Here is an 11,980-nt window from a genome sequence, read left to right as displayed (position 1 = left end):
TCATGAAAGCACAGGAAGAAACTAATTTCACACGTATTGCCGAAGCTATCGGTTATATCAATAGTAATTTTAAAACCCAACCCAGTCTGGAAGAAATAGCAGAGCAAATAAATCTGAGCCCATTTCACTTTCAACGGCTGTTTACAACCTGGGCGGGGGTGAGCCCTAAAAAATTTCTCCAGTACCTGACTGTGGAGCACGCTAAAAAGCTACTAAAGGAAAATCAGGCGACACTTTTTGAAACTGCATTTGAAACAGGACTTTCCGGAACGGGCAGATTACATGATTTGTTTGTCAATATTGAAGGAATGACCCCGGGTGAATATAAAAATGGCGGAGAAAATCTGGTGATCAACTATAGTTTTGCAGAGACTCCATTCGGCAATATTCTGGTAGCCTCTACCCCTAAAGGGATTTGTCACATTGCATTTGCCGATGAGGGAGAAAAGGAGCTCAGTTTACTGAAATTGAAGTTCCCTAATGCAGTTTACCGGCAGATTGCTGATACTGCTCAACAAAATGCACTCTATATTTTTACACAGGAATGGAGTAGGATCAATGAGATCAAATTGCATCTGAAGGGTACTGATTTTCAATTAAAGGTATGGGAAACGTTGTTGAAAATCCCGTCCGGACAACTGACTACTTATGGTAAGGTTGCCAGTGGCATAGGTATGCCTACGGCTTCCAGAGCTGTAGGTACAGCTATAGGGGCTAATCCTGTTGCCTTTTTAATCCCCTGTCACCGCATTATTCAATCGACAGGTGTCTTTGGACAATATCACTGGGGAAGTGTCCGTAAAACAGCTATGATTGGCTGGGAAGCGGCAATGGCAGAAAATCAGGCATAAGATGGAAGCGATCACGGAAAAATTAAATTCAGTTAACTGGGAACAGCTTGAGCTGGATATGCATGATCAGGGGTATGCTATTGCTGAAAAGATACTGACAGAAGAGGATTGTTCGGCGTTAATCCATAATTATAAGCACCCTGAAAGCTACCGCAAGACGGTGATGATGGAAAGGTATCGTTTTGGAATAGGTGAATACAAGTATTTCAATTATCCTTTACCTCCTTTTATTGAGACTATCAGAACTTCTGTCTATTCAAGGCTTGCAACTATAGCGAATACCTGGATGAAAGCACTTCAGCTGGCTCATCATTACCCGGCTGCTCATGAAGAATTTTTAGCGCTTTGTAAAAGTCAGGAACAAACAAAAGCAACGGTTTTGATCCTGAAATACGGAAAGGGAGGATTTAATACTTTACATCAGGATCTTTATGGAGATGTTTACTTTCCCATCCAGCTGGTGCTGTTTCTAAGTGAACCTGGAAAGGATTATGAAGGAGGTGAATTTGTATTAACCCAACAGAATCCAAGGGCCCAGTCAAAGGCTATTGTATTAAAACCCCGTAAGGGTGATATGTTGTTGTTTACAACTAATTTCAGACCTGCGAAAGGCAGCAGAGGTTATTATCAGATGAAAATGAAACATGGTATCAGTGAAGTACAATGGGGGGAGCGTTATGCATTGGGAATTATATTTCATGATGCACTAAGCTAAGGATGATGATCAGACACACTGCAATCAGTGACCAGGAATTAAGAATACTGATCCGGAGAGCCGAAATTACGTTTGCCGGGAATAAAAAACTCATGATTTATGGAACCCTGCATTGTAAGAGTGGAAAAAGGATGAAGAGGGAGAACAGGGTGTTTTTTGCCAATGAAGAAGAAGCAAAAGCGAATGGCTTCCGCCCATGTGGAAATTGTAAGAAAAGTTTATATCAGCAATGGATTTATTCAGTAAAGGGGAATTAAAGAATATACTGCCTTATGATGGTGAGGTATATTATCACGGGCGGGTTGTCGGACCGGATAAACTTTCCTGTTATACAGATCGTTTACTCCACAATATCAACTGGAAACCCGATGAAGCAGTTATTTTTGGAAAACATATCTTCACTAAAAGAAAAGCGGCCTGGTATGGGGATGAAGCTTATGCTTATACTTATTCTAATGCAACCAAACAGGCATTAGCCTGGACTGAAGAACTTTTGACACTTAAGCAGCTGGTCGAACAGCTGACAGATACCTCGTTTAATTCCTGCCTGCTTAACTTATACCATCATGGAGAAGAAGGGATGGCCTGGCATAGCGATGATGAGAAATCACTGGGTAAAGATACGACCATTGCTTCATTGAGTTTTGGTGCTGAACGAAAATTTGCTTTCAAACATAAAAACACTAAACAGTCTTTATCTCTTTTGTTGGAAAATGGTAGTCTGCTGGTCATGAAAGGAGCGACACAAACCAATTGGCTGCATAGCCTTCCAAAGACGACAAAAATTACCAGACCAAGAATAAACCTGACTTTCAGAACAATCAAAGGCTTTTAAACACAAATTCTTTTGATCATTGTTATCTTTACTGGATATTGATAAAAAGCCTGAATGATAGATGTTTCCCGGAAGAGTCTTTTAAGTGCTGCCAAAGGCAAGATTATAATTGGTTTCGTATTGGCCTTTTTTGCCCTTTTTCTGGCCTGGGCGGTAAGTAAAATCGCATTTGATGAAATGCTGGATACTGTCGATACAATTTCGACACCTAATGCCAAGCTGAGATTAGTGAATATGGTTTCCAGGAAGGTGGCCAGTCTTGATCAGCAGCAAAAGAATCTGGCTTTTAATTCGCCGGGTAATTACGGTAATTTCTTTAAACAATCCGGTCAGCTCAGGCTTATGCTTGATTCTTTAGGGGATATGTATGCAACCGATTCGGTCCAGCTGGACCGGATAAGGTCTATAGAAAAACTACTTATCCAGAGGGATAAACAGTTTATCAATTATCTCAAAGTCAGGGAGGGTCTTGTCAATAATAAATCCTTTACCCAGGAGGTTCAGAAACTGAATGAGATGGTTAATAAGGGAGGACAGCAGGATAGTACAATTGTAACTACTGAAAAAAAGACCTCCACAGTAACGATTCTTCCGGTGGATGAATCGAAACAGCGCAAAGGGTTTTTGAGCCGTTTATTCAGTAAGAAAAAAGAAGAGGAAGAAGACAAATCTTATCAGGTTACCAATGAAGAAAAGGTAAAGAGAGATACAATTGCCCTGGCAGGTGAAACCGTCATTGCGAAAGGACTGGAAAAGTCACTGCGCAGCATTGCAAAAGAACAACAACTGAAAAGCGCACGTTTTCTGGATAGAGAGGCAGTGTTGGCTAATGCGAATGATGCGCTTATCCGTCAGATGCTTGATATCCTCCGGAAAGTGGAAAGCGAGGTGGTTACCCAGATTGAGCAAAATGGAATTGAAGCAAAGGCGGTAGTGAATACAGGTATAACAAGGATAAGCTTTATTATGATTGGTTTTTTCCTGTTAACTATAATTCTGCTCTATCTGATCCTGACTGATATTACCAAGAGTAACCTTTACAGGAAAGAACTGGAGCAGGCAAGAGACGAAGCAGAATATCATGGAATGGCGAAACAGCGTTTCCTCTCTAATATGAGCCACGAAATAAGGACTCCCCTGCAATCAATTATCGGCTATGCCGAAATTATCAGAGGGCAGGAGCATCCTCAGCTAAAGGATATTAATGCAATTTATCACTCTTCTGAACATTTGCTACAGATTGTCAATGAAATTCTGGATTACAACCGGATTATATCGGGGAAATTTACTTTTCAGCAGAGATCATTTAATATCAGGGAACTCCTGGAAGAAGTGATCATTGTGATGAAACCCCAGGCAGAGCAAAAGAAACTGAATATGCTGACAGAAATAGAACTGCATGGAGTTGATTTTGTAATAGGTGATGCTTTCAGGCTGAAACAGATTTTATACAACCTGTTGAGTAATGCAATTAAATTTACACAAAGCGGCGAAGTATTGCTAAGTGTGTTTTATAAACGACAGTCGGATAATCTGCATTTCACGTTCAGGGTAAAGGATACCGGAATTGGTCTGACAGAAGAGGAGTGCAGCAGAATATTTAATGAATTTGAGCAGATTGATTCTCCTGAGAAGGAAGTGAACAATAAGGCGGGAGCAGGTCTTGGCCTGACTATCATTAAAGCCCTTGTAGAAAACCAGGATGGCCGTATTTATGTCAAAAGTGAACCAGGGGAAGGAAGTACCTTTACAGTATACCTGACGATGAGTATTGCAGCTGAGAAACCGGACGAAAGCCTGGCTCCGCTGGCTCTTGAAAAATCATACAGTAATGCTAAAGTCTGGGTTGTAGATGATGACCAGCTGATTCTTGATCTGTGTCAGATCATCCTGAAAAAAAAGCAGATAGACCATTTATGCTTTAGTTCGCCCGCAGATCTGCTGGCTGCATCCTGGGACCCTAAGGTTAAATTCATTCTTATGGATATGCGGATGCCGGAGATTTCGGGTGCAGAACTTTGCCGGCTGATGAAGGCCAGGATCCCGGCCGATGTGAAGATATATGCCATGACCGCGCAAGTCCTTCCGGAGGAGCTTGAATCAGTGCTTCAGCAGGGTTTTGACGGATTGATTATGAAACCTTTCCGTGAAAATGATTTGCTTTCCATTTTTAGTATTACAAAATTACCGGAAGACGAAGTTACAGTAGCAGATTTCTCTACTATCACTCTCGATACCACAGTCGTGGAGAAGATGACTTTCGGCGACAAGGAGTTATTATTAAAAATTCTGAACAGATTTAAGGCTGATTGTGAAGCTGACACGATTGAACTACAGCAAAGTATAACAGATAATGATCAGCCAAGAGCCAGGCTGATTGTACACCGTATTGCAGGCAGAACAGCCCAGATGGGATCGGGGATGCTTGCGGCGGAATTCAGGACAATGGAAATGGAGCTGGCTGAAGTAAGTGATATTGACACATTAATCCGGCAGAAGCTCAAATTGCTGATCGAAAGACTTGATTTACTGATGCAGCTGGTAGATCAGAAAATCGGCTGATCTACTCAATCTCATAGCGCTCCATCTTGCTGTAAAGTGTCTTTCTGTCAATATTAAGCATTTTTGCAGCTTTTGATTTATTGTATTTTACTTTAATCAGCGTCTCCATAATCAGACTTTTCTCGTTGCTCTCGTTGATTGCTTTGAGATCTGATCCACCCGGTTTAGGTGTCTGTTTAATCGCCAGGATCATTTCGTCAGGCAGTGACTCTATTCCTGCGGTCTCGGCAGGGGTGAGCAAGACCATCCTCTTGATTACGTTTTTTAACTCTCTCAGGTTACCTGGCCAGTCATATTGTAAAAGCAGCTCTTTTACAGGAGCAGAAAGCTTTTGTACATCTCTGTCCAGCTCAGTATTGGAAAGCTTAATAAAATGGTCAATGAATAGCTCCAGGTCTTTGCCACGGTCACGTAAGGCCGGCAGCAGGATTTTGAATTCATTCAGACGATGATAAAGGTCTTCACGGAATTCGCCATTTTGTATGCTGTTCAGCAGATCGTCATTAGTAGCTGTAATAATCCTTACGTTAACCGGGATCTTCTTAGTGCTACCAAGGGGTTGTATAACTCTTTCCTGTAAAGCTCTAAGGAGTTTAACCTGTACTTCGTAACTCAGATTTCCTACTTCGTCCAGAAATAAAGTACCGCCCTCGGCAGCTTCAAACTGACCCTTTTTGTCATTCACAGCACCTGTAAAGGCACCTTTAACATGACCAAATAATTCGCTGGCTGCAAGGTCTTTGGAAAGGGCACCACAATCAATTGCTACAAAAGGTTTTGTATTACGCTTACTCTGCGTGTGTAATGTTCTGGCAGCATATTCTTTACCTGTTCCACTTTCGCCCTGGATAATGACAGACATATCGGTAGGGGCTACCAGGTCTATGTGTGCATATAGTTTATCTGCCGTTGCACTTTTTCCCTTAATAAAATCTTTGTGTTCAACTGATACCGATTGATTATGCTCTGGTTTTTTCTCCAGGGTTCCCCTGATGATCATTAATAATTCATCCGGATTAACAGGCTTGGTAATATAATCAATAGCACCAAGCTGAATTGATTTTACGGCTGTACGTACATCATTAAAACTGGTCATGATAACCACGGGGAAGTTTAATCCGTTTTCGCGCAGATGAGCAAGTACATCCAGCCCTGTTCCGTCAGGGAGCCGGTAATCTATCAGGAATAAATCAAACGTATGTTGTGTAAGAATTTTGAAAGTACTTTTGACATCATGAACGACATAGGGTTCATGACCATGTTTTTTAAGAAAGCCCTCTAACAATTGGGAGAATGTCAGATCATCTTCAATAATAAGTATTTTCGCCATAAGTATCCGCTTCGCTTTGGTATATAGGCAAAAATACAAAAGCCGGAGAACTTCCGGCTTTTATATTATTTATATTTTATTGTGTGTGTAACGATTATTGGATTACGGCACCGTCAGCACCAACTTTTAAGAAGGCAACTTTGTCTCCTTTTTTAACATCAACCTGGTAGTAAGTTGATTTGTCTGCATTGGTAATTAAAAAAGCTGTAGTTGGTGTCCATTCTTTATAAGCATCTGCTTTTAAAGTGTTTTTTACCGGCTCTGGTAAAGCTTCCAATTTTACAGGTACTTTAGCTGCGCTATCTTGTTTTACTACATTAACAGTACTATCCAATTTAATGGTACTCATAGTGCTGTCCAGTTTAAATGCAGCACTATCCTGCTGAACTGTAACCACTACCGGGGTTTTGATTTCATTTGCTTTAACTGTTGATACTCCTGCGATTGCTATAACTGCTGCTGATAAAATGAAATTTCTCATAACTAATTTATTTAATTTTTAAATTTTGTTTACTGTTAATTCTGTTTAGCTATGTTTCAAAATGGTGCCACCGTGCCAAGAAATAGTTAAGTTGCTCTAGTTAAGTTGATTATGTTTATCTGCTGAAAAATATAGTGATGACTTTCTCCACACTCTGTCCCTATACTCCTGTAATTTCGTAGGAAAAATTCAATTTTTGGATTGGATAATGGCTCTGGACTTCGGTATGAACAGTGGGCCCCTTGATAAATAAAGACTATAAAATTAGTAGTCTTTATTTTAATTAGTATTTTTGACCTGACGAACCAAAGATGTCTGCTATGAAATTACCCATAAATTACCTTGCTTTTATTATGCCCGTTTTCTTTATTTTCCTTGTGCTGGAATACAAACTGGCTAAAAGGAAGAAAAAAGAACATTATTTTAAACATAAAAGCTCGGTAGCCAACGTGAGTATCGGCATAGCAGAACGGCTGATCAATCTGTTTGTAGCAGTCTGGTTTTATCAGATTTATGAATGGATCTATACTAACTATGCCCTGTTCCATATCCCTGTTACCTGGTGGGTATGGATTATACTGATGTTATTTACTGACCTGATCTGGTATTGGTACCATCGTTTAGGTCATGAAATTAATTTCTTATGGGCAGCGCACATAGTCCATCATCAGAGTGAAGAGTTTAATCTGACCGTTTCTGCCAGGATTACAACCCTTCAGTCACTGATACGTAATATATTTTATGCTATCCTTCCTTTAATGGGTTTTCATCCTGCGATGGTGTTTACTATCCTTTTAGTGCATGGTGCTTATTCTTTCTTTACGCATACACAGCTGGTGGGCAAATTAGGCTGGCTGGAACATGTGCTGATTACGCCTTCTCTTCATGGTATCCATCATGCCAGCGATGAAAAATACCTGGATAAGAATTATGGGGATGTATTTACTTTCTGGGATAAGCTTTTCGGTACTTTTCAGCTGGAAGAAGAAAAACCAAATTATGGATTGACACATCCTTTAAGAAGTTATAGTTTTCTATGGCAGCATTTTCATTATTATCTTGAATTAATGGAGGCGTGTAAACGTGCTGTCGGGTTCAGACAAAAATGCAGGATATTTTTTGGGAACCCTTCTACACTCGATCAGGATATCAGGCCGCAACTGGAAAAGAAGTTCCTGTTACCGCGCAGAAAAGATGACCACCAGTTTAAGTTTAAACATTACCTCAATGCTCAGCTCATTGCGTCTATTTTAATGCTTACCGGTTTCACTGCATGGTTTCCGGTTCTGGGGACTGCAGATAAATTGATTATAGCTGCACTTGTTCTGCTGACACTGATTAATTGCGGCGCTTTAATGGAGCAGCATAAATATATTTATGAACTGGAATGTATCCGTATTATTTTTTTACTGAGTTATGTTTTCTGGAAAGTTGACGTTTTTGAATGGATTATTATTCCTGCGGTTGCCATGATCATCCTGGAGCGGGTATTTCAGGTCAGCCGTTTATATTATCGCTATATATTACGGGATGAATCTTTAAGATTATAAGCACTTCCGGAATACACATAAAACCTATCTTGTCTAAGAGCCTGTTTAAACTCATCTGTTCATTCGTTTATGCTTCTTTTTAGCTGCAACCTCGTCTTATTCATTTCAGGTAGGGAAGGCTACCAGAAATAAATAAGACTTGTTTCACTTAAAAATAAGCTATAAACGATTTGAACATCTAAATTTAAACAGGCTCTAATACCTAAATCTTTTCTTAGCTTTGTATTTAATATGTTGTCTAAGAAAACAAAATATGCCATTAAAGCACTGGTGGCTTTAGGCAAGAATGTAGAGAATCCTCCGATGCAGATTGTAAGACTGGCAGAACAGGAGATGATCCCCAGAAAATTTCTGGAGCAGATATTACTGGATTTACGTAATGCAGGTTATCTGTATAGTAAAAAAGGGGCAGGCGGCGGCTATTCTTTAAATAAGAATGCTGCAGATATTTATCTTGTCGATATTCTAAGAATAACTGACGGACCTATCGCTATGGTTCCATGTGCCAGCCTAAAATTTTATCGTAAATGTGATGAATGTCATGATGAGAAAACATGCGGCATTAGAAAAACATTTATTGATGTGAGAGATGCCACACTGGAAGTACTTTCAAAAACTTCTGTTGCCGACGTAATTGCCCGTGAAAACAGTGGCGAATTACTTTATTAAAAATTATTAATAAAAAGACTACTATTTACATAGACTTTGTTATATTTGCTGAGCAGCATTTGTATATATCTTTAAAATAGTAGGTTATGATTATCAATAAAGTAAAAAACGGCATACAGGAACCTCGTATTACCTTAGTTGGGGCAGGCCCTGGTGATCCCGATTTAATTAGTTTAAAAGGAGTAAAGGCTCTTCAGGCAGCAGATGTTGTTTTATACGATGCTTTAGTGAATGGTGCCTTACTTAATCATGCACCAGAACATGCTATAAAAATATTTGTAGGTAGTCAATCGGATGGTGAATCTTTTTCACAGGATGCTGTTAACAAACTGATGATTGATTACGCATTGAATTACGGCCATGTCGTGAGACTTAAAAGCGGAGATCCATTTGTATTCGCTAAAGGTTTTGAAGAAGTAAATTTTGCTGAATCCTATAGTATACAGACTGAGATTGTGCCTGGGATATCCAGCGCAACCGGAGTTCCCGGTCTACAGAAAATACCAATGATTTATGGGGATATGAGCGAAAGCTTCTGGGTTCTGTCAGGGGTGAATGCAAAAGGAGAACTTTCTTCAGATTTAAGTGGAGCAGCGAAATCCAGAGCCACAGTGGTGGTTTTAATGGGCATTGAACGGATCCGTGAAATAGCTGCCGTTTTCATAGCAGAAGGCAAAGACAAATTACCGGTAGCTGTCATCGAAAATGGATCAGCTAACGATGAAAAGATTATAGTAGGCGTTGTAGAAACCATCGCTGAACTGATTGAAGATCATAAAGTAGCTTCACCAGCTTTATTGGTTTTTGGTGATGTTGTTTCTTTGCATCCGTCCTTTGCAAGGATCAGAGATTTCTATCATGTACTTTCAGGAGAATAACCTGGGTTTTTAAACCTTCCGCAATACACAATCAAAGGTTTTCCCTTTAATCTGAACGGGCACATAATCTGCCCTCTGATTATTTCTGGTTGATACTACAATATGGATAAGATATTCATCAGAAGTGTCCTCATAAATATTTTATTATAAGATTATTCACCTGCAGTTCACACTTTGTTCGATAGGAACTGAAGATAGTCTTTAACATCTCTGAAAGAGGTCTGAATGAAGTCTGAACAAGGTATATTCAGTAAGCTGATTGTCAGTGTATTACATATGACGTATTTTGGTGGTTTTTAGAGCAGAATGTAAATGGATTATCTCCATTTGGGAAATTAAATCTTTATAGTTTATAATAAAATGCCAGGAGAAATACCTGGCATTTTGATTTATAATCAGGTGCAAAGCTTTATCTTTGGTTTTGGGACATTTTAGATTACAGGCAACATTTATCAATATTAACGTTTAAAGTATAATTTAATTAACATATATGAACACAGGAAAAAATAAAGTGGTATTGCGTGGGATATTTAGTCTGGCATTAATCGCCGGATTAGGATTTAATTCTTTTGCCCAGGCTCAGAAAGCTAACTGGCATAACCTTGATTTAAAAACGGATTCTGTATTTGGCGTTAGTACTGAAAAGGCTTATACAGAATTATTGAAAGGTAAGAAATCTACTCCGGTTATAGTAGGTGTACTGGATGGCGGGGTTGACATTAAACATGAAGATCTGTTGTCTGTGATCTGGGTAAACAAAAAAGAGATCCCGAATAATGGAAAAGATGATGATAAAAACGGATATATAGACGATGTAAACGGCTGGAATTTCCTGGGTTCGGCCAAAGGCTCAGTGAGTCATGAAGCGCTGGAGCTAACGCGTGTATTACGCAGGGATAAAGCAAAATTTGAAGGACTAACTGCTGAGACAGTTAAACCTGCTGATTTACCAGCTTTCCAGCAATATCAGAAAGCACAGGCTGATTTTGATAAACAGACAAATGAAGCGAAAAATGCTGTTGCGAACATCAGCGGATTAAAAAATGCACTGGATGAGATGGTGAAAAAAATGGGAAAGGAGAATCCAACCCTGACTGATTTTCAGAACTACACCCCTCAGTCAGATCTGGAAGGTCGTCTAAAGAATATTATGGTTTCCCAGTTAAAGAATTCAGCTTATGATGCTTTCTATAAATCTCAGATTGTTAAAGGTCTGGAGCACTACCAGGATCAGTTGACATATAATTTAAATATGGACTTTGATCCGAGAGCCGAACTGGTAGGGGATAACTACGCAGACAGCAAACAAAAAAATTATGGAAATAATGATGTAACTGGTCCTGATGCGAGTCATGGAACACATGTATCCGGAATTATTGCTGCTGACCGTACCAATGATATTGGTATAAAAGGTGTTGCTGATAATGTTAAGATTATGGGTGTTCGCAGTGTGCCTGATGGTGATGAACGTGATAAGGATGTTGCCAATGCTATCCGTTATGCTGTTGACAATGGTGCTAAAGTTCTGAATATGAGTTTTGGAAAAGCTTACTCATGGGATAAAAAAACCGTTGATGAAGCTGTTAAATATGCGATGTCAAAGGATGTGCTAATCGTTCAGGCAGCTGGAAATGATAATAAAAATCTGGATGTTGAGAAAAGTTTTCCGGACCGCAGATATGAAGGTGGCGGTATAGCAGATTCGTATATTGTGGTAGGTGCTTCGGGGTCGGTTGATGATAAAACGTTAAAAGCTGATTTTTCCAATTATGGTAAAACGACAGTAGATGTATTTGCCCCGGGTGTCCAGATCTATTCAACTGTACCTGGCTCGAAATACGAGGCTTACAATGGAACAAGTATGGCTTCTCCGGTAGTTGCTGGTCTTGCTGCATTAATCAGAGAGTATTATCCGAAATTAAAAGCTAAACAGGTTAAAGATATTATTCTGAAATCAGTTGTGAAAGTAAATCATAATGTAGATCTGGAGACCGGGGAGGGTGAAACACCTAAATCGGTACCTTTTTCTGATCTTTGTATCACAGGTGGTATTGTGAATACTTATAATGCTTTAAAGTTAGCTGCTGATTATAAATAGACAGCTTTTCT

11 protein-coding genes are annotated in these 11,980 nt (G+C 39.5%); 9 read left to right on the top strand and 2 right to left on the bottom strand.

From position 1 onward, the window contains the following. Window positions 1-2 precede the first annotated feature (2 nt). Genes HDF25_RS17565 through HDF25_RS17545 form a run of 5 tightly spaced genes read left to right on the top strand, consistent with a single transcriptional unit; the run spans window position 3 to window position 4,963 of the window. Window positions 3-851, top strand: a complete 849-nt coding sequence (locus HDF25_RS17565) for a bifunctional helix-turn-helix domain-containing protein/methylated-DNA--[protein]-cysteine S-methyltransferase (protein ID WP_184627121.1) — start codon at window positions 3-5, stop codon at window positions 849-851. Window position 852: 1 nt separating this feature from the next. After that, the gene (locus tag HDF25_RS17560; protein ID WP_184627119.1) at window positions 853-1,566 is read left to right on the top strand and encodes a 2OG-Fe(II) oxygenase; all 714 of its coding nucleotides are present in this window, start codon (window positions 853-855) and stop codon (window positions 1,564-1,566) included. 2 nt (window positions 1,567-1,568) lie between these two features. Beyond that, window positions 1,569-1,823 (top strand): Ada metal-binding domain-containing protein, encoded by a 255-nt coding sequence (locus HDF25_RS17555; protein WP_221450942.1) that lies wholly within the window; start codon window positions 1,569-1,571, stop codon window positions 1,821-1,823. Next, window positions 1,796-2,401: an alpha-ketoglutarate-dependent dioxygenase AlkB family protein gene (locus HDF25_RS17550; protein WP_184627117.1), complete on the top strand. Its 606-nt coding sequence runs from the start codon at window positions 1,796-1,798 to the stop codon at window positions 2,399-2,401. Before HDF25_RS17555 ends, HDF25_RS17550 begins: the two co-directional genes overlap by 28 nt. 54 nt (window positions 2,402-2,455) lie before the next feature. Further along, the gene (locus tag HDF25_RS17545) at window positions 2,456-4,963 is read left to right on the top strand and encodes a hybrid sensor histidine kinase/response regulator (RefSeq protein WP_184627115.1); all 2,508 of its coding nucleotides are present in this window, start codon (window positions 2,456-2,458) and stop codon (window positions 4,961-4,963) included. Window position 4,964: 1 nt separating this feature from the next. Here the strand turns inward: HDF25_RS17545 and HDF25_RS17540 are convergent, their stop codons facing one another. Together HDF25_RS17540 and HDF25_RS17535 are read right to left on the bottom strand one after the other, a co-directional pair. Further along, on the bottom strand, window positions 4,965-6,293 hold the full coding sequence (locus HDF25_RS17540; RefSeq protein WP_184627113.1) for a sigma-54-dependent transcriptional regulator: 1,329 nt from the start codon (window positions 6,291-6,293) through the stop codon (window positions 4,965-4,967). Window positions 6,294-6,387: 94 nt separating this feature from the next. Beyond that, entirely contained in the window at window positions 6,388-6,774 is a 387-nt protein-coding gene (locus tag HDF25_RS17535; protein WP_184627111.1) for a hypothetical protein, read from the bottom strand. A gap of 320 nt (window positions 6,775-7,094) precedes the next feature. Here HDF25_RS17535 and HDF25_RS17530 point away from each other — a divergent pair, with 320 nt between their 5' ends. The 4 genes from HDF25_RS17530 to HDF25_RS17515 all read left to right on the top strand — a co-directional run bounded on the left by HDF25_RS17530 (window position 7,095) and on the right by HDF25_RS17515 (window position 11,969). Next, window positions 7,095-8,324 carry a sterol desaturase family protein gene (locus HDF25_RS17530; RefSeq protein ID WP_184627109.1) on the top strand — a complete coding sequence of 410 codons (1,230 nt, stop codon included), beginning with the start codon at window positions 7,095-7,097 and terminating at the stop codon, window positions 8,322-8,324. A gap of 231 nt (window positions 8,325-8,555) precedes the next feature. Continuing rightward, the gene (locus HDF25_RS17525) at window positions 8,556-8,993 is read left to right on the top strand and encodes an RrF2 family transcriptional regulator (RefSeq protein WP_183882083.1); all 438 of its coding nucleotides are present in this window, start codon (window positions 8,556-8,558) and stop codon (window positions 8,991-8,993) included. A gap of 86 nt (window positions 8,994-9,079) precedes the next feature. Continuing rightward, window positions 9,080-9,871 (top strand): uroporphyrinogen-III C-methyltransferase, encoded by a 792-nt coding sequence (cobA, locus tag HDF25_RS17520; RefSeq protein ID WP_184627107.1) that lies wholly within the window; start codon window positions 9,080-9,082, stop codon window positions 9,869-9,871. Between the two features lie 490 nt (window positions 9,872-10,361). Further along, window positions 10,362-11,969, top strand: a complete 1,608-nt coding sequence (locus tag HDF25_RS17515; protein WP_184627105.1) for a S8 family peptidase — start codon at window positions 10,362-10,364, stop codon at window positions 11,967-11,969. The last annotated feature ends 11 nt before the right edge of the window (window positions 11,970-11,980 follow it).

The organism is Pedobacter cryoconitis (assembly GCF_014207135.1).
In the GTDB taxonomy this organism is placed as follows: Bacteria; Bacteroidota; Bacteroidia; order Sphingobacteriales; family Sphingobacteriaceae; genus Pedobacter; species Pedobacter cryoconitis_D.
The sequence above is the reverse complement of the archived record's forward strand: the minus strand, read 5'-3'. Positions and strand labels throughout refer to the sequence as shown.

Bases quoted from the DNA above. Each gene is read 5' to 3' on its own strand.
- HDF25_RS17565 (WP_184627121.1), top strand. From the start codon at position 3: ATGAAAGCACAGGAAGAAACTAATTTCACACGTATTGCCGAAGCTATC.
- HDF25_RS17560 (WP_184627119.1), top strand. From the start codon at position 853: ATGGAAGCGATCACGGAAAAATTAAATTCAGTTAACTGGGAACAGCTT.
- HDF25_RS17555 (WP_221450942.1), top strand. From the start codon at position 1,569: ATGATGATCAGACACACTGCAATCAGTGACCAGGAATTAAGAATACTG.
- HDF25_RS17550 (WP_184627117.1), top strand. From the start codon at position 1,796: ATGGATTTATTCAGTAAAGGGGAATTAAAGAATATACTGCCTTATGAT.
- HDF25_RS17545 (WP_184627115.1), top strand. From the start codon at position 2,456: ATGATAGATGTTTCCCGGAAGAGTCTTTTAAGTGCTGCCAAAGGCAAG.
- HDF25_RS17540 (WP_184627113.1), bottom strand. From the start codon at position 6,293: ATGGCGAAAATACTTATTATTGAAGATGATCTGACATTCTCCCAATTG.
- HDF25_RS17535 (WP_184627111.1), bottom strand. From the start codon at position 6,774: ATGAGAAATTTCATTTTATCAGCAGCAGTTATAGCAATCGCAGGAGTA.
- HDF25_RS17530 (WP_184627109.1), top strand. From the start codon at position 7,095: ATGAAATTACCCATAAATTACCTTGCTTTTATTATGCCCGTTTTCTTT.
- HDF25_RS17525 (WP_183882083.1), top strand. From the start codon at position 8,556: ATGTTGTCTAAGAAAACAAAATATGCCATTAAAGCACTGGTGGCTTTA.
- cobA (WP_184627107.1), top strand. From the start codon at position 9,080: ATGATTATCAATAAAGTAAAAAACGGCATACAGGAACCTCGTATTACC.
- HDF25_RS17515 (WP_184627105.1), top strand. From the start codon at position 10,362: ATGAACACAGGAAAAAATAAAGTGGTATTGCGTGGGATATTTAGTCTG.